This window comes from Nonomuraea sp. NPDC046570 (assembly GCF_040645915.1).
GTDB lineage: Bacteria > Actinomycetota > Actinomycetes > Streptosporangiales > Streptosporangiaceae > Nonomuraea.
The window spans coordinates 42079-63139 of record NZ_JBEYZF010000025.1 but is presented as its reverse complement, the minus strand read 5'-3'; the positions used below and the strand labels follow the sequence as shown (position 1 = coordinate 63139).

Here is a 21061-nt window from a genome sequence, read left to right as displayed (position 1 = left end):
AAGGTGAGCTGCGATGAGCCGGTCGGTGCGAGTCGTCTGGGACGACGCCCTCACCTCCTACGACTTCGGCCCGAGCCATCCGCTGGCGCCCGTCAGGGTCGAGCTGACCATGGCGCTGGCCCGCGAACTCGGGGTGCTGGACCGCGCCGAGGTGGTCGGCTGCGTGCCCGCCACCGACGACGAACTGGCGCTGGTGCACAAGCGCGCCTATGTCGAGGCGGTCAAGCGCGTCTCCGCGCACGGCGCGCCCGACCTGTCGGTCGGCCTCGGCACCGAGGACAACCCGGCCTTCGCCGGGGTCCACGAGGCCTCCTCGCTCATCACGGGCGCCACCCTCGCCGCCGCCCGAGCCGTCTGGTCGGGTACGGCCGAGCACGCGGTCAACGTCGCCGGCGGCCTGCACCACGCGATGTCCTCGCTGGCCAGCGGCTTCTGCGTGTACAACGACCCGGCCGTGGCCATCGCCTGGCTGCTGTCCCAGGGCGCCACGAAGATCGCCTACGTGGACGTGGACGTGCACCACGGCGACGGCGTCCAGGCGCTGTTCCTGGACGATCCCCGGGTGCTGACCATCAGCCTGCACGAGAGCCCGCGCACGCTGTTCCCCGGCACCGGCTGGCCGGGGGAGACCGGCGCCGTGGGCTCGGCGGTCAACGTGGCGCTGCCGGCCGGCTGCGGCGACGCGGGCTGGTTGCGCGCCTTCCACGCGGTGGTCCCGCCGCTGCTGCGCGAGTTCCAGCCGGAGATCCTGGTCAGCCAGCACGGCTGCGACAGCCACGCGCTCGACCCGCTGGCCAACCTGATGCTGAGCGTCGACGGTCAGCGTGCCGCGCACGAGGCGATCCACCGCCTGGCGCACGAGACGGCGGGCGGGCGCTGGGTGGCCACCGGCGGCGGGGGCTACGAGCTGGTCCAGGTGGTGCCGAGGACGTGGACGCATCTGCTGGCCGAGGCGTCGGGCCACCCGCTCGACCCGGCCACGCCGACCCCGATGGCCTGGCGGGCGCTGGTCAGGGAGCGGACGAGGGAGACGCCGCCGCTCACCATGACCGACGGCCGAATCCCGGAATTTCGTGACTTCGCTGAGGGTTATGACCCAGCGGACTCCATCGACCGTGCGGTCATGGCGACCCGGAACGCGGTGTTCCCCCTGCACGGCCTTGATCCCCTGCCGTAAGGAGCACGCATTGCTGAGCCGCGACGAACTCCGGGAACAACTCGTCCGCACCCGCATCGCGGGGGAAGTCGCGACCCCGCGGGACAACAACCTCGACCACTACCGGTCCATTGCCAACCGGGACCCCTATCACCTTTTCGGGCTGACGAGCCTGCGGCCCTGGTCGTACCCCGAAGTGCTCGACCAGATGGCCAAGGCGGCGGGCGTGGTGGCGGACCCCGGCCACCGCGAGGGCCAGGACACCATCGACCCGGACCGGACCATCGACGCCCTCGATGCGCTGGCCGACCGGGTGGCCGCCGCGCTGTCCGTACCGAACCCCCGGCTGCTGTTCGCCACCGGGCACCCCACCGGCCTGCTGGTCGTGCACCTGGCCCTGGCCAGGCTCGCCAGGGAGCGGGGCGCCACCCTGTTGACGCCGGCCGAGAACTGGGCCTACTGGGGCGCCGGATTCGGCAGGAAGCGCAAGATCCGCTACCTGGACGACATCGCGATGCTCGACGACCGGGGCGGGTTCGTGCACACCCACGACCCGGCGCCGATGGAGGCCATGCTGGCCGAGCTCGGCGACGACCGCCCTGACCTGGTGATCGCCGACCACGGCTGGGCCGGTGCTGCGGGTGAGGCGGGCATCCCCACCGTGGGTTTCGCCGACAGCAACGACCCCGCGCTCTTCCTCGGCGAGGCCGAGGGCAAGATCGATGTGGTGGTTCCGCTCGACGACAACGTGCTCCCGCGCTATTACGCTCCGTTGACGGAACGGCTCGTCACACGAGTCTCACGAGCCCTTTGAGTCGAATTCGGTCCTCCCTATACCGTCTTTTCGCGCCTGCATTCCAAGAGGCTCGTCGTCCCTTTGCCAACTTTTGGGAGGGGCTGGGCGACTCTTATGTGTACGAAGTTGGACGGTTCCAACGTCCACGCGAGGGGCTCCGCCATGCTGCTGGCCAGCGTGTTTGCTGGTTCGGCTGACAGGTGGCTCCGATAGCTGAGAAAATAGGGGGTTTGCGCACTCGGAGTCCCGACTTACGCTGACGGCAGTACACGTGCGTGAGCGATGGCACCAGTGGGGATAACCCGGAAACACGTGCGGAAGAGGCGTCCGATGGGTGCAGGCGAAAGACCTCTCAGCGAGGTGAAGTTCCTGACCGTTGCCGAAGTGGCCACGGTCATGCGGGTGTCCAAGATGACGGTGTACCGACTCGTGCACTCGGGTGAGCTGCCGGCGATCAGAGTAGGCCGGTCGTTCAGAGTGCCGGAGCAGGCGGTCCACGACTATCTGCGGGAGGCCTACATCGAGGCTGGCTGAAGTGCGTCCGCGGCGGCCGTCCCCCGTGGCGGCCCTGGATCGCAACACTGAGGTAGCGGTGTGGTCGGTGGTCACATCGTGAATACGGACGCGGAGAGCCCCCAGGGGGCGATCTACCGTGGATCGCCGGTAGTCTGTTGACTCGGTGTGCGCTCGCACATCGGTTCAGCCTTGCTATCAGTACCTGGGGGTCCCGTGGGCTCTGTCATCAAAAAGCGCCGCAAGCGGATGGCCAAGAAGAAGCACCGCAAGCTGCTGAAGAAGACCCGCATCCAGCGGCGTAACAAGAAGTAGTAGACGCATCTGTGAGGCGCCGATGACCCACACCGTGCTTGTCACCGGGGTCTCGCGCCACATCGGCGCCCGGGTGGCGAGCGTTCTCGCGGCGGACCCGGACATCAGCCGTGTCATCGGAGTGGACACCGTGCCGCCCCCCTCGCTGACCCGAGACGGCGGCATCTCACTCGGCCGGACGGAATTCGTCCGGGTGGATCTGCGCAGCCCCGACATCGCCCAGGTGATCGCGGCTGCGGACATCGACATCGTCGTGCACATGAGCCTGGTCAGCGCTCCGTCGAGGAGCACGGGCCGGGCGGCCATGAAAGAGCACAACGTCATCGGCACCATGCAACTGCTCGGTGCCTGTCAGCGGTCGGCGACCGTCCGGCGCGTGGTGGTGCGTTCCACCACCGCGGTGTACGGCTCGTCGCCAAGGGATCCAGCGGTGTTCACCGAGGACGCCGAACCTCACGACGGCCCCAGCCATGGCTATGCCAAGGACGCGGCCGAGGTCGAAGGCTATGTCCGGGGCTTCGCGCGCCGCCGGCCCGACATCACCGTGTCGATGCTGCGCTTCGCCAACTTCCTGGGCCCCGGCGTCGACTCGCCGCTGACCCGCTACTTCAGCCAGCCGCTGCTGCCGACCGTGTTCGGCTTCGACCCGCGCCTGCAGTTCGTCCACGAGGACGACGCGGTCGAGGTGCTCAGGCGGATGGCCGTGGAGGATCACCCCGGCACGTTCAACGTGGCCGGGGACGGCGTGCTGCTCCTGTCGCAGTGCGCGCGCCGGGCCGGGCTGCCCACGCTGCCGCTGTTCTCCTCCGGCTTCCGGCTGCTCGGCGACGCCGCCAGAAGCGCCGGACTGGTCGACTTCTCGCCCGAGCAACTGCGCCTGATGTGCCACGGCAGGGTCGTCGACAGCTCGCGGCTGGCCGCCGAGCTGGGGTGGCGGCCCAAGTTCGGCACCGGGGCCGCCTTCGACGACTTCCTGCACTCCAGAGGGCTGCCGAAGGGCTGGCTGACCGATCTGGTCGGAGGTGTCCTGCGGTGAGCGACTCCCCCTCCGAGGAGGAGGGCGGTCAGGTGATCCCGATCACCGCGGCGCGCTCGTACGAACCGGACGACCTGGCCAAGCTGCTGGCGTTCGTCCGCCGCCGGATCACCGGCGAGTACGAGGTCGACGAGTTCGGCTACGACGCCGAGCTCACCGACAAGGTCATGCTGGAACTGATCAGGCCCCTCTACCGGCACTGGTTCCGGGTACGGACCGTCGGCCTGGAGCACGTGCCCGGCGACAGCGGCGCCCTCGTCGTCGCCAACCACTCCGGCACGCTCCCCGTCGACGCGCTGATGCTGCAGGTCGCGCTGCACGACGAGGCGCACCGGCAGCTCCGGCTGCTCGGCGCCGACCTGGTCTACCGGCTTCCGCTGCTCGGCCACCTGTCCCGCAAGACCGGCCACACGCTCGCCTGCCGCGACGACGCCGACCGCCTGCTGCGCAAGGGCGAGCTCGTCGGGGTCTTCCCCGAGGGCTTCAAGGGCGTGGGCAAGCCGTTCGCCGAGCGGTACAAGCTGCAGCGCTTCGGGCGCGGCGGGTTCGTGGCCTCGGCGATCCGGGCGGGGGTGCCGATCCTTCCCGTGGCGATCGTGGGCGCCGAAGAGATCTATCCGAAGATCGGCGATCTGAAGACGCTGGCCAGGGTGCTCGGCCTGCCGTACCTGCCGATCACTCCGCTGTTCCCGTGGCTGGGGCCGCTCGGGCTGGTCCCGCTGCCGTCCAAGTGGATGATCGAGTTCGGCGAGCCGATCAGGACCGACTCCTACGATCCCGCCTCGGCCGACGACCCCATGCTGGTCTTCGAGCTCACCGACCACGTACGCGAGGTCGTCCAGCAGATGCTGAACGAGCTGCGCCTGCGCAGGGGGCACGCCTTCTTCTGAGGTTCCGTGAACCCGGAACCGGGGTTGTGGCGATACATCGCTGACCCACTCGTCCCACAGAAGGGCCGGCTTCATGCCATGGTGCCCACGATGACGGCTTCACCCTCCACGATGCCGGCCTCCGACTCCGCGCTCGTCGGCCGGTCCCTGACGGAGCCGGAGGCGTTCGCGGCGCTGTTCGACCGGTACTCCGGCATGCTCTACCGGTACATCGTCAAGCGGCTCGGTCCCGAACCCGCCGAGGACCTGGTGGGCGAGACGTTCCTGATCGCCTTCGCCCGCCGTAAGAGTTACGACCTGTCCTGCCCCGACGCACGGCCCTGGTTGTTCGGCATCGCCACCAAACTGCTGTCCAGGCATCACCGCAGGGAGTCGGCCAGGTACCGCGCGCTGCGGCGCGCCCCAAGGGACAGCGCCGCCGAGTCGCCCGCTGACGCGGTCGCGGCCGGGGTGACCGCGTCGGCCGCCCGGCCGCTCCTCGCCCAGGCGCTGGCCGCCCTGCCCGCCCGGGACCGCGACGTGCTGCTGCTGATCGCCTGGGGCGACCTGAGCTACGAGGAGACCGCGGACGCGCTGCGCATCCCCGTGGGCACCGTACGGTCCCGGCTGAACCGGGCCAGGCGCAAGGTCCGCGCGGCGCTCGGCGAAACCAACCCCATGCACGAGGAGGAGTGACCATGGACGACCTGAGGATGCTCCGCGACCTCGGCGACGAACTGGAGCAGGAGCCGCCCGCCTCGCTGGTCCGCCAGCGCGCGAGGATGGCAGGCGGGGGGAGGACCCGCCCCCGCCTGCGGGGCTGGACGGTGCTCGCGGCCGCGGCGGCGCTCACCGCCGCCGTGGCGGCCGTGCCGATCGTGCTGATCGGCGGCCCCAGCCGGATCGGGCTGCTCCGCGACCCGGGGATCGAGCACGTGCCCGCCCCGTCGGGCACCCGGCCCGCGACCGTGAGCAAGGTGCTCAACGTGCTGCTGGTCGGCACCGACAGCGAGGCGGGCAGTCCCAGCCGGCGAATGGGAGCGCGCAGCGACACGATGATCATCCTGCACCTGTCGGCCGACCGGTCGAAGGCCGTGGCGGTGAGCATCCCGCGCGACTCGGTGGTCGACCTCCCCTCCTGCGGGCCCACGCCCGCGCAGAAGGGAATGATCAACTCGGCCTACAACACCGGCGGGCTGACCTGTGCCTGGAAGGCGGTCGAGGCCACCACCGGCGTCCGCCTCGACCACGCCGTGGAGATGAACTTCAGCGGGTTCAAGGACATGGTCAACGCGGTGGGCGGGGTCGAGGTCACGCTGCCCAGGGCGGTGGACGACCGGCAGGCCAAGCTCAAGCTGCCCGCGGGCAAGCACCTGCTGTCGGGGAAGCAGGCGCTGGGCTACGTACGGCTCCGCCGCTACGGCGACGGCTCGGACCTGCAGCGGATCAAGCGTCAGCAGGCGGTGATGAAGCGCCTGGCGAGTAAGGCCCGCGCGCTGGTGACCGACCCCGCCAAGCTCGACGCCCTGCTGGTGGTGGCAAGGAAGTGGGTGAAGACCGACGAGAACCTGGACCTGGGCGTGATGCGAGACCTCGCCGAGCACACCAAGAACGTCACCTTCGTCACCGTCCCCTGGATCCCTGACCCGGGGGACCCCAACCGCGTCCAGTGGCACAAGACCGCGGCCCCGGCGCTGTTCAAATCCCTGAGGGAGGGCTGACCGACCGACCGCTCAGCGCGAGCGGTAGTGCCTGCGCAGCGCGAGGGCCGCCGCCACGCCACCGGCGATCGCGCCCGCTCCGGCGGCGATGGGCAGCGCGGCCATCGTCGCCTTGCGGCCGGTGCGGAAGTCCCTGATCGTCCAGTCGCACTTCCTGGCGTGCTCGCGTAGCTCGGAGTCCGGGTTGATGGCGACCGCGTGGCCGACCAGGGAGAGCAGCGGCAGGTCGTTGGCCGAGTCGCTGTAGGCCGTGCAGCGGGTCAGGTCGAGGCCCTCCCGGCGGGCCAGCGCGCGCACCGCCTCGGCCTTGGCCGGACCGTGCAGCAGGTCGCCGACCAGCCGCCCGGTGTAGACGCCGTCGACCGCCTCGGCCACGGTGCCGAGCGCGCCGGTCAGGCCGAGCCGCTGCCCGATCACCCTGGCCAGCTCGACCGGGGTCGCGGTGACCAGCCACACCCGCTGGCCGGCGTCCAGGTGGCTCTGCGCGAGGGCGCGGGTGCCCGCCCAGATGCGGTCGGACATCTCCTCGTCGTAGATCTCCTCGCCGAGCCGTACCACGTCCTCGACCTTGCTGCCCGCGACGAACGCCAGCGCGGTCTCCCTGGCGACCGCGATGTGCTCGGGGTTCTCGTTGCCGCGCAGCCGGAAGACCGCCTGGCCGACCGCGAACTTCAGCAGGTCGGAGGTGGTGAACATGCCCCTGGTGGCCAGGCCGCGGGCGAAGTGGTAGATGGAGGCGCCGCGCATCATCGTGTTGTCCACGTCGAAGAACGCCGCCGCCTGCAGGTCCGGCTCCGCCGGAGGTGTGGTGATCGCGGCGGCCGCGGCCACCTCGCCGGCGCGCTCCGCCTCTGACCCGTGCCGTCGTCGCAGTAGCCGCCTCATAGCACCTCAGCTTAAAACTATCTGGGCGGAACCAGCCCATCGATGTAGTCGAGGTACCCGTTGGTCTGGTCCTGCTGGGCGCGGTCCATCTGCGGCAGGAACGGCTCGACGACCTCCCGCTGGTCCTTGGCGAAGGTGTCGATGTCCTTGGAGCGTGGCGCCACCCTGGCCAGCTTGCTCAGCGCCGATCTGGTGGTCTCCTCCATCTCCTGCAGGGTCGCCCCCACGTGCGGCCCGCCGCCGGGCGAGCCGAGCAGCGCGGCCACCTCCTCGGCGCGCGTCCGGGCCGAGATGAGCTCCCGCTGGGCCAGTTCGGCGTCGTCGGCGCTGAGCCGCAGCAGCGTGCTCTCCGCGGCCCGCTTGAGCGGGTACAGCGTGTCGCCCGGCACCGCCTGGTAGGTGACGAACGCGGAGGCCATCATGCTCAGCGCCAGGCCGGCCGTGACGAGCTGGGACAGCCACGGCACCCGCGCGGCCCGATGGCGGCGGCGCGACGGCCTGGCGGCCCTTTCGGGCGCCTCCAGGGACGCCGACATGAGCCCCTCGCGCAGCCGGGCCCTGAACTCCGGATCGGGCCCGCCGCCGAGCGGCACTGACTGGAGCTCCGTCAGGCGGTCGAGGAGGCGCGCCTGCGAGCTCTGAGCGGTGGCGAACGGCCACCACCGAGGTCGCGACCTAACCATGAATGCTCCCCGCTACTACCCGTGATACCTGCCTAACGACGGGTCGGCGGGGTAGGTTACGCCAACTTTCAATCAAAGTCTGGCTTGAGGGCCCGGGCAAGCGCCTTGACCGCGCGAAACTGCAGCGCTTTGATCGCTCCACTCTTCTTCCCCATGATCAGCGCGGTCTCCGCGAGGGACAGGCCGTGCAGGAACCGCAGCACCACGCACTCCTGCTGCTCAGGATTGAGATCTCGGACGGCCCGCAGCACCCGGTCGTTGATGATGGCCGTCACCACGGCGTTCTCCGGGATGCTCGCCCCGTCCACCGGAACGTCCAGCACCTCCCCCGTGGTCACCTCCAGCCGGTAGCGCCCGGACTTGAAGTGGTCGGTCACGAGATTGCGGGCGATTGTCACGAGCCACGCGCCGAAGTCACGGCCTTGCCAGGTGAAGTCCGAGATTCGGCGAAGAGCGCGAAGGAAGGTCTCGCTGGTGAGATCCTCGGCGAGCGGATGCGAACCGACCCGGTAGTAGATGTAGCGGTAGACCAGGTCGAGATATCGGTCATAGAGCGTTCCGAAGGCGTCACTGTCACCGGTCTTCGCGCGCAGCACCAACGTGCGCAGCTCGTCCGTGTGGTGGTCGGCTGGAGCCTCTTCGCGCACGGCAAGCTCGCTCGTCCGTGCTCCTCCAGCGGCCGCTGGAGGAAGGAGCCCGGCGAACGGCCACGAATCAGGCATCCGGTATCCCTAGGGGTAAGGGGTGCGGCGTGCTCGAACACTCTAGAAATCAACTGGAAATTCCACAATCCACTCCAGCCCCGTCATGACTACGGGTAGTCGGCGGATACCGTGTTGGACCAACCCGCTTCCGGCTTCGGCTACCGGTTGGGAGGTATTGTCCGGCAGCATTGGAGACACCATGGAATACCTCGTCGCCGCCATCGCGTTCGCCGGAGCCCTGCTCGCCGCGATCGCCTCGGTCGCCCTGATCCGCAGACTCCAGGAGGAGCGCGAGGGCTGGCTGATCGCCTGGACCGTCGCCGCGATCGCGTTGTGCGTGTCACTGGCCGTAGTGGGCGTGGGCTCGCTGATCGGGTTCGGCACCGCCACCTTCCGTTTCTACCAGCTCACCGGCTCCCTCCTGGCCCCCGTCTGGCTGGCCATCGGGCTCATCCAGCTCCTCGCAACGAAGACGCCCGCCAAGTTCGCCACCTGGCTGATCGGCATCGCCTTCACCGTCGTCGCCTCCGTCGTGCTGATCTTCGACCCGGTGGGCGAGACGCCGCCGTTCTCCAAGGCGTTGCCGCCGGCCGCCGGCCACTGGGACTGGCCGCCGGCCTACCTGCTGCTGGGCGCGCACGTCGCGGTTGTGGTGATCATGCTCGCCGCCATGGCGGTGGCCGGTCTGCGCTGGCGCACCGGCGACGAGACCGACGTCGACAACCTGCACGCCTCACTGGTGATCGCGCCCTCGGGCATCGCGCTGGTCGGCGCGGTCAGCTTCGCGGTGGCCGAGGTGTTCACCGTCGCGCTGCTGCTGGTGGCCGCCGCCGCGATCTGGTACTCGGTGCTGCGCCCGCTGGCGCCGTACGAGGACGAGGAGGAGGAGGCCGGAGGCGTCGGGGTCAAGGACGAGCGCTGGGAGCGCGGCTCCGGCGGGCGCCGGGCCGCGCCCGAGCCGCCGGTGGAGCGCGCCGAGCCGCGCGCGCCGGTCGAGCCGCGCCGCTCGCGCAACTCGGGCCTGGGCGACCTGGTGGCCGAGTACCGCGCGGGCGACCAGGAGGTCGACTACGCCGCGCGGATGGCGCCCGACCCGTTCTCCGCGGGCCCGGCGACCGGCTACATCATGACCAACGGCGCCGACCCACTGGCCCGCGGCCCACAGACCGGCCCGCACGGTCTGCCCGGCGCCGCCCCACAGACCGGCTCGCACGGAATGCCGGGAACGGGCCCGCAGAGCGGCTCGCACGGGATGCCCAGCAGCGGCCCGCAGACCGGAGAGCGGACCGTCGCGCACAACCTGCCGGGCGCGACCCCGCAGACCGGCGCGCACGCCGTCCCCCAGGGGTACGGCCAGCCCCGCGAACCCGACTACAGCATGCCGGGCACCGGCGCGGTCTACCCCGGCGCCGAACTGCCCGGCTACGCCGCCACCCGCCCGGCCGCCGCCGTCCACCAGTCCAGGCCGTCGCCGAACATCTTCGGCCTGCTCACCGTCTTCACCATCATCGACGGCTCCGGCGACGCGTTCGACCGGCTGGCCGAGGAGACCGTCCAGGCGGTGCGCGGCGGCGAGCCCGACACGCTGATCTACGCCTGCCACTCGGTGAAGTCCGCCCCGCTGCAGCGCATCGTCTACGAGCTCTACCGCGACGAGGTCGCCTACGGCGACCACCAGCGCCAGCCGCACGTCCAGCGATTCCTGACCGAGCGCCAGAGCATGGTCCTGGCCACCAACGTAATCGAGCTGAACGTCAACGCGGCGAAGGTGGTGCCGCTGCCGACGGCGATGTTCTAGGAGGCGAGCGCCTCGCGCAGGCGTGACTCGGTGACGCGCCAGAAGTCGTGCTGCACGCCGTCGATCAGCGTGACCGGGATCATCTCCCAGTACTTCTCCTGAAGCTCGGCCGAGGAGTTGATGTCGATCTCCTCCCAGGGCACGCCGAGCTCGCCGGCCACCCTCGCGATGGTCTCGCGGGCGTCGTCGCAGAGGTGGCAGCCTGGCTTGCCCAGCAGCGTGATCCGGTGCATGCCGCCACGGTATCCGGAGCCCCGACTTTGTGCGTCGGTTCACAAAGGGATTAACCTGAAAGACGGCCCCGATACTGTTGGCGCGGTCCAGGCCAGACCGCCCGTTCCTCTGGAGCACCGGCACGTGATGCCCCGCCCTCCCAAAGGCCCGTCCCTATCGCGTGACCGCGGTATTCCCGAGGCGACCGTCGCCCGGCTGCCGCTGTACCTGCGCGCGCTCAACGGGATGGCCGAGCGCGGCACCACCACGGTGAGCTCCGAGGACCTGGCCGCCGCCGCCGGAGTAAACTCGGCCAAACTCCGCAAGGACCTGTCCCACCTGGGCTCCTACGGCACGCGCGGCGTCGGCTACGACGTCGAGTACCTGATCTACCAGATCTCCCGGGAACTCGGCCTGACCCAGGACTGGGCCGTCGCCATCGTCGGCGTCGGAAACCTCGGCCGCGCGCTCGCCAACTACGGCGGATTCGTCTCCAGGGGCTTCCGGGTGGCCGCGCTCCTGGACGCCGACCCCGAAGTGGTGGGCGACGACATCGCTGGGTTGAATGTAGAGCACATCGATGAACTGGAAACCGTGATCAAACGGCGCGGAGTTTCGATCGTGGTGCTGGCGACCCCGGCCGGAGCGGCCCAGAAGGTGTGCGACCGCGTGATCGCGGCCGGTGTGACCAGCATCCTGAACTTCGCCCCTGTCGTGCTCGCCGTGCCTGACAGCGTCGATGTCCGTAAGGTCGACCTATCGATCGAGCTGCAGATCCTTGCGTTCCATGAGCAGCGCAAAGCGGATCGCGAAAGTGGGGGGCCACTTATGGCCGTGGACAGTCAATGAGTGTTCTTGCGATCGGACTGAGTCACCGGAGCGCTCCGGTGGCACTTCTGGAGCGCGTGTCGGTGACCGGCGACGCGCTCGTCAAACTGCTCCACGACGTACGGACCGAGGTCTGCGTCGCGGAGGTCATGGTCGTCTCGACCTGCAACAGGGTCGAGGTGTACGCGGCGGTGGACCGTTTCCACGGCGCCGTCACCGCGATCAGCCGGCTGCTGGGCGTCCACTCCGGCGTCCCCGTGGAGGAGCTGACCCCGCACCTGTACGTGCACTACGAGGACAGGGCCGTCGAGCACCTGTTCTCCGTCGCCAGCGGCCTCGACTCCATGGTCGTGGGCGAGGGCCAGATCCTCGGCCAGGTGCGCCAGTCGCTCAGGCTGGCCCAGGACGAGGGCGTGCTCGGCGCGACCCTGAACGAGCTGGCCCAGCAGGCGCTGCGGGTGGGCAAGCGGGCGCACGCCGAGACCGGCATCGACCGGGCCGGCGCCTCCATGGTCAGCGCGGGCCTGTCCCTGGCCGGACCGCTGGAGGGGCGCCGGGCGCTGGTGGTCGGCGCGGGCTCGATGAGCGCGCTGTCCGCCGCGACGCTGTCCCGCGCGGGCCTCACCGACATCGTGGTCGCCAACCGCACCTTCGAGCGTGCCGTACGGCTGGCCGAGTCGGTCGGCGGGCGCGCGGTCGAGCTGTCCGAGGTTCCCCGAGAGCTCCGGAACGCCGACGTGGTCATCTCCTGCACCGGTGCCGGGCACCACGTGATCACCCCGGACATGGTCCAGGGCCCGCTGTTCCTGCTGGACCTCGCGCTGCCGCACGACATCGACCCGGCCGTCCGGCAGGTGCCCGGCGTGACGCTGGTCGACCTGGAGGCCATCAACGCCTCGGGTGTCGGCTCACAGGACGGCGACGCCGTACAGTCGGTGCGTGACCTGGTCGCGCAGGAGGTCGAGGCGTTCCTCGTCGCCGAACGGGCGGCCAGGGTCACCCCGACCGTGGTGGCCCTGCGGGACAAGGCCGCCGACGTGGTGGAGGCCGAACTCGGCCGGCTCCTGATGCGCGTGCCCGACCTGGACGGCCGGATGCGCGACGAGGTCGGCCAGACCGTGCGCCGGGTCGTCGACAAGCTGCTCCACGAGCCCACTGTGCGTGTCAAACAGCTCGCGACCTCACCGGCGGGCGATCATTATGCGGAGGCGCTGCGTGAGCTTTTCGATCTGGACCCGAAGGTGCCCGAAGCCGTGAGGGAGGTAGAGCTGTGAAGCTCAAGCTCGGGACGCGCCGCAGCCTGATGGCGACCAGCCAGTCCCAGATGATCGCCGACGCCTACACCGCCACGACCGGCGCGGAGATCGAGCTGGTCGGCATCACCACCTTCGGTGATGTGACCAAGGCCCAGCTCTCCCAGCTCGGCGGCACCGGCGTGTTCGTCAGCGCGCTGCGCGACAAGCTGATCGAGGGCGAGATCGACTTCGCCGTGCACTCGCTCAAGGACCTGCCGACCACCCAGGACGAGCAGGTGACGCTGGCCGCCCTCCCCACCCGGCACGACGTGCGCGACGCGCTGGTCGGCAGGGCCAAGTTCGCCGACCTGGAGCCGGGCGCGCGGGTCGGCACCGGCTCGCCGCGCCGCATCGCCATGCTGTCCGCGCTGCGCGCCGACCTGGTCTACGTGCCGATCCGCGGCAACGCGGACACCCGCATCGGCAAGGTAACCTCGGGCGAGTTGGACGCGGTCGTGCTGGCCGCCGCGGGCCTGGTCCGGATCGGCAGGGACGCCGAGATCTCCCAAGTCTTCGAGGTCGAGGAGATGCTGCCGGCTCCTGGTCAGGGCGCTTTGGCCGTAGAGTGCCTCTCGACCAGGTCTGACCTGGTCGAGTTTCTCAGCGTGCTGGACGATCCGCGGACCCGTTCCGCGGTGACGGCCGAGCGCGCCGTGCTGTCCGCCCTAGAGGCGGGGTGCTCCGCTCCGGTGGGCGCCCACGCCGTCGACGACGGGCACACACTGAACCTGACCGCCGCGGTCGTCTCACTGGACGGCCGTCACGCGGTGCGCAAGTCCGCCGCCGGTTCTCCTTCGGAGGCCATGGAGCTGGGCCGTGAACTCGCGGCCACCATGATCGCCGAAGGGGCCGACAGATTGATGGGGGAGCATTCCCATTGAGCTCCGATAGTCCAACCTCCGCGTTCGTCGCCTTCGTAGGCGCGGGGCCGGGTGACGAGAACCTGCTCACGCTGCGCGGCGCCGAACTGCTGGCCAAGGCAGACGCCGTCGTCCTCGACGAAGAACTGTTCGGCCCGCTGCTGCGGCACTGCCGCGCCGGGGTCGAGGTCGTCGACGGCGACGTCGTCAGGCGTGCCAAGGCCGGCCAGCGGGTCGTCCGGCTGTGCGAGGGCGACCCGATGCTGTTCTCCTCGATCGCCGAGGAGGTCGCGGCCTGTGCCGCGGCGGAGGTGGACTTCGAGATCGTGCCCGGTGTGCCGCCGGCCACCGCGGTGCTCACCTATGCCGGCATCCCGCCGGCCTCCGGCGTGCCCGAGTTCCGGATCGTCGACGCCGCGCAGGAGCAGGACTGGGCCTCGCACGCGGCCTGTCAGGGCACGCTCGTCATCTACCACGGCATCAACGACGCCGTGGCGATCGGCAAGGCGCTGATGGCCGGCGGCAAGCCGGACAGCACGCCCGTCGCGGTGAGCAGCTCCGGCACCACCGTCGAGCAGTTCACCGTGGCCACCTCGCTCGGCCGGCTGCAGGCCGACCTGAAGCACGCGGGCTTCACCGAGCCCGCGCTGATCGTCGTCGGCGACGCCGTCGGCATGCGCGACCGGCTGTCCTGGTTCGAGACCAAGCCGCTGTTCGGCTGGCGGGTGCTGGTGCCCCGGACCAAGGAGCAGTCGGCGAGCCTGTCGGAGCAGCTTCGCTCCTACGGCGCGGTGCCCGAGGAGGTGCCGACCATCTCGGTGGAGCCGCCGCGCACCCCGCAGCAGATGGACCGGGCCATCAAGGGCCTGGTCACCGGCCGCTACGAGTGGGTCGCCTTCACCAGCGCCAACGCGGTCAAGGCGGTGCGCGAGAAGTTCGAGGAGTACGGTCTCGACGCCCGCGCCTTCGCCGGGCTCAAGGTGGCCGCCGTGGGCGACGCCACCTCCAGGGCCCTGGTGGAGTTCGGCGTCAAGCCCGACCTGCTGCCCTCCGGCGAGCAGTCCTCCGAGGGCCTGGTCGCCGAGTGGCCGCCCTACGACTCGATGCTCGACCCGATCAACCGGGTGCTGCTGCCGCGCGCCGACATCTCCACCGACACGCTCGTCGCCGGGCTTACCGAGCTGGGCTGGGAGTGCGACGACGTCACCGCCTACCGGACCGTGCGCGCGGCCCCGCCGCCCGCGCCGATCCGCGAGGCGATCAAGGGCGGTGGCTTCGACGCCGTGCTGTTCACCTCCTCCTCCACGGTGCGCAACCTGGTGGGGATCGCCGGCAAGCCGCACAACGTGACGGTGATCGCGGTCATCGGCCCGCAGACGGCCAAGACCGCCGAGGAGTTCGGCCTGCGGGTGGACGTCATGGCCGACAAACCTTCCGCTTCGGCCCTGGCGGCGGCGCTGTCGGAGTACGGTTCAAAGCAGAGGCAGGCGGCGCTGGCCGCGGGGGACACGCCGCGGCGGCCCTCGCAGAACCGCAGGGGCGCGCGCCGCCGTACCAAGTGAGAGACCCCCGGGGGAGTGCCCATGTCCGCTGAGTTTCCCGTCGCCCGTCCGCGGCGGCTGCGCCGTACCTCCGCGATGCGGCGGATGGTCGCGGGCACCCGCCTGCACCCGGCGGAGCTGATCCTGCCGATGTTCGTCAAGGAGTCGATCAGCGGGCCGCAGCCGGTCGGCTCGATGCCGGGGGTGGTCCAGCACACCCGTGACTCGATGCGCAAGGCCGTCCACGAGGCGGCCGAGGCGGGGGTGGGCGGCGTCATACTGTTCGGCATCCCCGCGGTGAAGGACGCGCGCGGCTCGGCCGCCGACGACCCCGACGGCATCCTGCAGCAGGCGCTGCGCGACGCCGTCGCCGAGGTCGGCGACGCGCTGGTGGTGATGGCCGACACCTGCCTGGACGAGTTCACCGACAACGGCCACTGCGGCATCCTGACCGCCGACGGCGAGGTGGACAACGACGCGACGCTGGAGCGCTACGCCTCGATCGCCGTGGCCCAGGCCCGCGCCGGGTCACAGATGATCGCGCCGAGCGGCATGATGGACGGCCAGGTCGGCGCGATCCGCGAGGCGCTGGACGCGGCCGGGTTCGCCGGGCTGCCGATCCTGGCCTACACCGCCAAGTACGCCTCGGCCTTCTACGGGCCGTTCCGGGACGCCGCCGAGTGCGCGCCGCAGTTCGGCGACCGCAGCTCCCACCAGCAGGACCCGGCGGGACCGCTGGGCGAGGCCCTCCGCGAGGTGCGCCTGGACCTGGCCGAGGGCGCCGACGCGGTCATGGTCAAGCCCGCGATGGCCTACCTCGACATCATCCGGCAGATGCGCGACACGGTGGACGTGCCCGTGGCGGCCTACCAGGTGAGCGGCGAGTACGCGATGGTCGAGGCGGCGGCGGCCAACGGCTGGGTCGACCGGGATCGGATGATCATGGAGTCGCTGGTCGCGATCAAGCGCGCCGGGGCCGACATGATCCTGACCTATTGGGCGACCGAAGTGGCGCGCCGTCTCTAGCCGGGGGGTTTCCCGTCGTCTTGTGGGACTGGTGCGTTAGAGTGCGAGGACAAGTGCTGGTGTGTCCCAGGTGACGACCACTCGTGTGCCTAAGGCCCGATGTCGCACCTCTTGGCGGGGCCGCCTCAGGCGCGGACTCGACGGAGGCACCATGGTGGGGGTACCACTCGCTCGACGTACAAAAAAGCGGGCGCGTTCGACTCGGATCGACGCCGTGCTGGAGTATGCCGCGCTCGGCTGGGCCAGCGTGCCCGGCGCCCACCCGCTGCGGCGCGGCTCGCGGGCCTGTTCGTGTGACCGCATCGGCTGTCCCGACCCGGGCGCGCATCCGCTCTCGCCGGCCTGGCATGTGCAGGCGACGACGGACACCACGCTGCTCACCCGCTGGTGGCAGCGTGAGCCCGAGGCCAATGTGATTCTGCCCACCGGCCGCGTGTTCGACGTGTTCGACGTACCGCTCGCCGCCGGACTGTCCGCGCTCACGCGGATGGACGCCGCGGGCTTCGACTCGGGCCCGGTCGCCTCCCAAGGCGACCGGGTCCTGTTTTATGTGGGGACCCGCGGCAATCCCGAGGACGAGGACGAGTGGTGGTCCTGCAACCTCGACTGCGACCCCGCCACCATCGACGACACTCCGGGGCTGCGCTGGCACTGCCGCGACAGCTACGTGCTGGCCCCGCCCTCGACGCTGTCCACCGGCCAGCCCGTCTCGTGGCTGCGCCCGCCGGACGGCCGCCCGCTGCCGGACCCGGTGCGCGTGCTCGACTGGCTCACCTGACTCCCGCGCCTGGCTAGGCTGGGTCCGTGAGCAGCACAAGGAACTCCGAGGCCCTGTTCGCCCGCGCCCGCGCCATCGTCCCGGGAGGCGTCAACTCCCCGGTCCGCGCGTTCGGCGCCGTCGGGGGCACCCCCCGCTTCATGGCCTCGGGACAGGGTCCGTACATCACCGACGTCGACGGCAACCGCTACGTCGACCTGGTCTGCTCGTGGGGGCCCATGATCCTCGGGCACCGCCACCCCGCGGTGGTGGAGGCCGTCTCCGAAGCGCTCTCCCACGGTTTCTCGTACGGCACCGCGACCCCCGGCGAGGTCGGACTCGCCGAGGAGATCGTCGCCAGGGTCGCCCCGGTGGAGAAGGTCCGCCTGGTCAGCTCGGGCACCGAGGCCACGATGAGCGCCGTCCGGCTGGCCAGGGGCTTCACCGGCCGCTCCAAGGTCATCAAGTTCGCCGGCTGCTACCACGGCCACGTCGACGCGCTGCTCGCCTCGGCGGGCTCCGGTGTGGTGACGTTCGGGCTGCCCGACACTCCCGGGGTGACCGGCGCGTCGGCGGCCGACACGATCGTCCTGCCGTACAACGACGTGGCGGCGGTGGAGGAGGCGTTCCGCGGTTTCGAGATCGCCTGTGTGATCACCGAGGCCTGCCCGTCGAACATGGGCGTGGTGCCGCCCGCCGACGGGTTCAACGCCCGCCTGCGCGAGCTGTGCTCGGCGAACGGCGCGCTGCTCATCGTGGACGAGGTGCTGACCGGTTTCCGGGTGTCGGCGGCCGGGTGGTACGGCCTGGACCCGGTGGACGCCGACCTGATGACGTTCGGCAAGGTGATGGGCGGCGGGCTGCCGGCCGCGGCGTTCGGCGGCCGGGCCGACGTGATGGCGTATCTGGCGCCCGAGGGCCCGGTCTACCAGGCGGGCACCCTGTCGGGTAACCCGCTGGCCACCGCGGCGGGCCTGGCCACGCTGCGCAACCTGGACGCGGACGCCTACGCCAGGATCGACGCCGCCGCCGAGGCCGTGGGGTCGGCCGCCGCCGAGGCGCTGGCCGCCGAGGGCGTGCCGCACCGGCTGCAGCGGGCGGGCAGCCTGTTCTCGGTGTTCTTCACCGACCGGCAGGTGACCGACTTCGCCGGGGCGCAGACGCAGAACACCAAGGCGTTCACGGCCTTCTTCCACGCCATGCTCGACCAGGGGGTCTACCTGCCGCCGTCGGCGTACGAGGCGTGGTTCCTGTCGGCCGCGCACGACGAGGAGGCCATCGGGCGCATCGCGGAGGCGCTGCCGGCCGCGGCGAAGGCGGCGGCGGCGGTTCAGTAGCCGGTCGACGGCGGAACAGTTCAGTACAAGCGAGACTTTCTGCGCATATCCATTTAGGCTGGCTACATGCTCGACCTCAACAGGCTCAAGGCCCTGCACGCCGTGCACGTCTACGGCTCGGTGGGAGCCGCCGCCGAAGCACTGATGGTCACGCCGTCCGCCGTGTCGCAGCAACTCGCCAAACTGGAACGGGAGACCGGCGCCACGCTCATCGAGCGCAACGGCCGGGGCGTCAGGCTCACCGACGCCGCCGGCCTGCTGGCCGACCACGCCGAGCGCATCCTCGCCCTGGTCGAGACCGCCGAGGCCGACTTCGAGGCACTCAGAGGCGCGGTCGTCGGAAAGCTGCACGTCAGCGCCTTTCCCACGGCCGCGCGCGGGCTGATGCCCCAGGCGCTCAGCGCCCTGCGCGAGCGCCACCCCGACCTGCAGATCAACCTGAGCGAACGGGAGCCCGAGCGGCAGATCCGCGAAGTGGCCAGGGGCGAGCTCGACCTGGCCATCGTCCAGGACTGGCTCAACCGGCCGATGGCCATCCCCGACGGGCTGTCCCGGGCGATGCTCATCGACGACATCGCCGACGTCATCCTGCCCGCCGGCCACCCGCTCGCCGACCGGCGGGAGGTCTCCCTGGCCGAGCTGAGCGGCGACAAGTGGATCAGCTCCTCGCCCGGCACCGTCTGCCACGACTGGCTGATCTTCACGCTGCGCAGCGCCCAGCTCGAACCCGAGATCACCTGCATGGCCGACGAGTACCCGACCCAGCTCGCGCTGGTCGCCGCCGGGCTCGGCAGCGCGATCGTGCCCAGACTGGGGCGCGACTGCGTGCCCGAAGGGGTACGAGTGATCCCGACCCTGCCCCGGCAGACCCGGCGCATCTACGCCCTGTGGCGTACCGACGCGGCCCGCCGGCCGGCCATCCGCGCCGCGGTGGACGCGCTGGAGCAGGCCAGCCGCCACCTTGAGGACGGCTGGATCAGCTCAGTGCGATCGTGACCATGCCGCCGAGGATGACGCCCGCCGCCAGCAGGCGGCGGCGCAGGTCGCCCTCGGCCAGCAGCCGGCCGCCCAGCACCACCGCCACCAGCACGCTCACCTCGCGCATCGGCGCCACCACGCTGACCGGCGCCATGGTGAACGCGAACAGCACCAGCAAGTAGGAGAACGGCATCAGCACCGCCGCCCCCAGCACCCGGTAGCGGTGCTCACGCCACACCCGCCCGATCAGCGGACGCCGCCCGCCCAGCACCAGCGGCGTCATGAACGCCATCCGCCCGACCTCGCCGCCGTAGTTCAGCAGGATCGGCGCGACCGCGAAGGCGCCGACCACCTGGGCGTCCCACACCGTGTAGGCCGCGATGAACACGCCCGTGGCCAGGCCGAACGCGATCCCGCGCAGGTCGCCCTCGGCGCCGCCGCCGCTCATCATGAACACGCCCACGCCGACCAGCACGATGCCCGCGACGCCCGCGGGAGCCGGGTGCTCGTCCAGGAAGAGCACCGCGACCGCGCTGGCCAGCATCGGCCCTGTGCCCCTGGCGATCGGGTACACGATCGACAGGTCGCCGTCGCGGTACCCGCGCTGCAGCAGCATGAAGTAGCCGAGGTGCAGGAGCGTGCTCCCGGTGATCACCGCCGCGTCCGTCCAGGTGGGCGCGGTCTCCGTGACGACCAGGTAGCCGATCGCGACCGGCCCCCAGATGATCGAGGACGCCGCCGCGACCAGCCACAGGAACACGATGCCGTCGGCCTGGGACGCCTGCTTACTCAGCAGGTTCCACGAGGCGTGCGCGATGGCCGCGACAAGAACGAGGACAAGGGGGAAAAGGCTCACTGTGAGACTCCCTCCGGGTAAGCGGACAGGAGCCTCCAGGCTTTTGTCCCGTCAGCTGTACGACCCCGAGGAGCCGCGGCGCCGCTCGGACCTGCCTGCCGTCGCGCGGAGCGCGGGACGGCACGGAACCCTAGGCGCGATCGGGTCCGACTTTACCTTCCACATACCTTCTCCACGAGGCAGGGCCCGTCTGCCAGGCATATCCAAACGGATAGGCTGATCCCCACCATGGCTGAGACCACCGTCGTTCACCTGCTGCGGCACGGTGAGGTGCACAATCCCGGGGGCGTCCTGTACGGCAGGCTGCCCGGCTACCACCTGTCCGAGACCGGCAGGCTGATGGCCGAGACGGTCGCCAAGGCGATAGCCCACCGCGACATCGTCAAGCTCTACAGCTCCCCCCTGGAACGGGCCCAGGAGACCGCCGCCCCGCTCGCCCATGCGCTGGAGCTGGAGGTGGCGACCGACGTACGGCTGATCGAGGCCGACAACCTGCTGCAGGGCGCGCCGGTGGGCATGGGCCTGGCCGTGCTGGGCAACCCCCGCCACTACCGCTACTTCTGGAACCCGCTGCGCCCCTCCTGGGGCGAGCGCTACACCGAGGTGGTCGCCCGGATGCGCTCCATGGTCGACACCGCCCGGGAGGAGGCGCGAGGCCACGAGGCCGTGCTGGTCAGCCACCAGCTACCGATCTGGATGATCAGAACGGCCGCCGAGGGCCGCCGGCTGTGGCACGACCCGCGCCGCCGGCAGTGCGCGCTGGCCAGCCTCACCACCTTCACCTTCGACGGCGACCGGCTGGTCAGCATCGGCTACAGCGAGCCCGCGGGGGCGCTGGTGAAAGGCCGCCCCTCTGTCCCGGGCGCCTGACTCCGCCGGTACAGTTGCAAGCTC

Annotated in this window: 23 protein-coding genes; 18 read left to right on the top strand and 5 right to left on the bottom strand. The window is 70.7% G+C overall.

Features of this window, described 5'->3' with window-relative positions:
* The first annotated feature begins 13 nt into the window (after positions 1 to 13).
* The 8 genes from ABZ911_RS31260 to ABZ911_RS31225 all read left to right on the top strand — a co-directional run bounded on the left by ABZ911_RS31260 (position 14) and on the right by ABZ911_RS31225 (position 6406).
* The gene (locus ABZ911_RS31260; protein ID WP_358063912.1) at positions 14 to 1177 is read left to right on the top strand and encodes an acetoin utilization protein AcuC; all 1164 of its coding nucleotides are present in this window, start codon (positions 14 to 16) and stop codon (positions 1175 to 1177) included.
* A 10-nt stretch (positions 1178 to 1187) separates the two neighbouring features.
* Positions 1188 to 1970: a phosphatase gene (locus ABZ911_RS31255; protein WP_358063909.1), complete on the top strand. Its 783-nt coding sequence runs from the start codon at positions 1188 to 1190 to the stop codon at positions 1968 to 1970.
* Between the two features lie 312 nt (positions 1971 to 2282).
* Positions 2283 to 2486, top strand: coding sequence for a helix-turn-helix domain-containing protein (locus tag ABZ911_RS31250; RefSeq protein WP_026214222.1), 204 nt, complete (start codon positions 2283 to 2285; stop codon positions 2484 to 2486).
* Positions 2487 to 2681: 195 nt separating this feature from the next.
* Entirely contained in the window at positions 2682 to 2780 is a 99-nt protein-coding gene (locus ABZ911_RS31245; protein ID WP_018654693.1) for an AURKAIP1/COX24 domain-containing protein, read from the top strand.
* 22 nt (positions 2781 to 2802) lie between these two features.
* On the top strand, positions 2803 to 3816 hold the full coding sequence (locus ABZ911_RS31240) for an NAD-dependent epimerase/dehydratase family protein (RefSeq protein WP_358063906.1): 1014 nt from the start codon (positions 2803 to 2805) through the stop codon (positions 3814 to 3816).
* Entirely contained in the window at positions 3813 to 4706 is an 894-nt protein-coding gene (locus ABZ911_RS31235; protein WP_358063903.1) for a lysophospholipid acyltransferase family protein, read from the top strand. Before ABZ911_RS31240 ends, ABZ911_RS31235 begins: the two co-directional genes overlap by 4 nt.
* A gap of 90 nt (positions 4707 to 4796) precedes the next feature.
* Positions 4797 to 5381, top strand: a complete 585-nt coding sequence (locus ABZ911_RS31230; RefSeq protein WP_358063900.1) for an RNA polymerase sigma factor — start codon at positions 4797 to 4799, stop codon at positions 5379 to 5381.
* A gap of 2 nt (positions 5382 to 5383) precedes the next feature.
* Positions 5384 to 6406, top strand: a complete 1023-nt coding sequence (locus tag ABZ911_RS31225) for an LCP family protein (protein WP_358063897.1) — start codon at positions 5384 to 5386, stop codon at positions 6404 to 6406.
* 12 nt (positions 6407 to 6418) lie between these two features.
* Here the strand turns inward: ABZ911_RS31225 and ABZ911_RS31220 are convergent, their stop codons facing one another.
* The 3 genes from ABZ911_RS31220 to ABZ911_RS31210 all read right to left on the bottom strand — a co-directional run bounded on the left by ABZ911_RS31220 (position 6419) and on the right by ABZ911_RS31210 (position 8621).
* Positions 6419 to 7291 (bottom strand): HAD-IB family hydrolase, encoded by an 873-nt coding sequence (locus ABZ911_RS31220; protein WP_358063894.1) that lies wholly within the window; start codon positions 7289 to 7291, stop codon positions 6419 to 6421.
* A gap of 17 nt (positions 7292 to 7308) precedes the next feature.
* The gene (locus tag ABZ911_RS31215; RefSeq protein ID WP_358063892.1) at positions 7309 to 7974 is read right to left on the bottom strand and encodes a DUF5667 domain-containing protein; all 666 of its coding nucleotides are present in this window, start codon (positions 7972 to 7974) and stop codon (positions 7309 to 7311) included.
* 68 nt (positions 7975 to 8042) lie between these two features.
* Positions 8043 to 8621, bottom strand: coding sequence for a sigma-70 family RNA polymerase sigma factor (locus ABZ911_RS31210; protein WP_358063889.1), 579 nt, complete (start codon positions 8619 to 8621; stop codon positions 8043 to 8045).
* 256 nt (positions 8622 to 8877) lie between these two features.
* Between ABZ911_RS31210 and ABZ911_RS31205 the strand changes: the two genes are divergently transcribed.
* Positions 8878 to 10476, top strand: coding sequence for an antibiotic biosynthesis monooxygenase (locus ABZ911_RS31205; protein ID WP_358063886.1), 1599 nt, complete (start codon positions 8878 to 8880; stop codon positions 10474 to 10476).
* Here the strand turns inward: ABZ911_RS31205 and ABZ911_RS31200 are convergent.
* On the bottom strand, positions 10473 to 10709 hold the full coding sequence (locus tag ABZ911_RS31200; RefSeq protein ID WP_358063880.1) for a glutaredoxin family protein: 237 nt from the start codon (positions 10707 to 10709) through the stop codon (positions 10473 to 10475). The genes ABZ911_RS31205 and ABZ911_RS31200 overlap by 4 nt on opposite strands.
* A 127-nt stretch (positions 10710 to 10836) precedes the next feature.
* Between ABZ911_RS31200 and ABZ911_RS31195 the strand changes: the two genes are divergently transcribed.
* From ABZ911_RS31195 to ABZ911_RS31160, 8 genes are all read left to right on the top strand, one after another.
* The gene (locus ABZ911_RS31195) at positions 10837 to 11538 is read left to right on the top strand and encodes a redox-sensing transcriptional repressor Rex (protein ID WP_358064060.1); all 702 of its coding nucleotides are present in this window, start codon (positions 10837 to 10839) and stop codon (positions 11536 to 11538) included.
* Positions 11535 to 12791: a glutamyl-tRNA reductase gene (locus ABZ911_RS31190; protein ID WP_358063877.1), complete on the top strand. Its 1257-nt coding sequence runs from the start codon at positions 11535 to 11537 to the stop codon at positions 12789 to 12791. Before ABZ911_RS31195 ends, ABZ911_RS31190 begins: the two co-directional genes overlap by 4 nt.
* On the top strand, positions 12788 to 13693 hold the full coding sequence (gene hemC / locus ABZ911_RS31185; RefSeq protein ID WP_358063874.1) for a hydroxymethylbilane synthase: 906 nt from the start codon (positions 12788 to 12790) through the stop codon (positions 13691 to 13693). Before ABZ911_RS31190 ends, hemC begins: the two co-directional genes overlap by 4 nt.
* On the top strand, positions 13690 to 15234 hold the full coding sequence (locus tag ABZ911_RS31180) for a uroporphyrinogen-III synthase (RefSeq protein WP_358063871.1): 1545 nt from the start codon (positions 13690 to 13692) through the stop codon (positions 15232 to 15234). Before hemC ends, ABZ911_RS31180 begins: the two co-directional genes overlap by 4 nt.
* 21 nt (positions 15235 to 15255) lie before the next feature.
* A complete protein-coding gene (gene hemB / locus ABZ911_RS31175; protein WP_358063868.1) occupies positions 15256 to 16239 on the top strand; it encodes a porphobilinogen synthase in 984 nt (327 codons plus the stop codon).
* A gap of 151 nt (positions 16240 to 16390) precedes the next feature.
* The gene (locus ABZ911_RS31170; protein WP_358063865.1) at positions 16391 to 17017 is read left to right on the top strand and encodes a bifunctional DNA primase/polymerase; all 627 of its coding nucleotides are present in this window, start codon (positions 16391 to 16393) and stop codon (positions 17015 to 17017) included.
* 26 nt (positions 17018 to 17043) lie between these two features.
* Positions 17044 to 18333, top strand: coding sequence for a glutamate-1-semialdehyde 2,1-aminomutase (gene hemL, locus ABZ911_RS31165; protein ID WP_358063863.1), 1290 nt, complete (start codon positions 17044 to 17046; stop codon positions 18331 to 18333).
* Between the two features lie 66 nt (positions 18334 to 18399).
* Positions 18400 to 19329: a LysR family transcriptional regulator gene (locus ABZ911_RS31160; protein WP_358063860.1), complete on the top strand. Its 930-nt coding sequence runs from the start codon at positions 18400 to 18402 to the stop codon at positions 19327 to 19329.
* On the opposite strand, the gene ABZ911_RS31155 is transcribed toward ABZ911_RS31160, so the two are convergent.
* Positions 19310 to 20167 carry a DMT family transporter gene (locus ABZ911_RS31155; protein WP_358063857.1) on the bottom strand — a complete coding sequence of 286 codons (858 nt, stop codon included), beginning with the start codon at positions 20165 to 20167 and terminating at the stop codon, positions 19310 to 19312. The genes ABZ911_RS31160 and ABZ911_RS31155 overlap by 20 nt on opposite strands.
* Before the next feature lie 228 nt (positions 20168 to 20395).
* Here ABZ911_RS31155 and ABZ911_RS31150 point away from each other — a divergent pair, with 228 nt between their 5' ends.
* The gene (locus tag ABZ911_RS31150; RefSeq protein ID WP_358063854.1) at positions 20396 to 21037 is read left to right on the top strand and encodes a histidine phosphatase family protein; all 642 of its coding nucleotides are present in this window, start codon (positions 20396 to 20398) and stop codon (positions 21035 to 21037) included.
* The last annotated feature ends 24 nt before the right edge of the window (positions 21038 to 21061 follow it).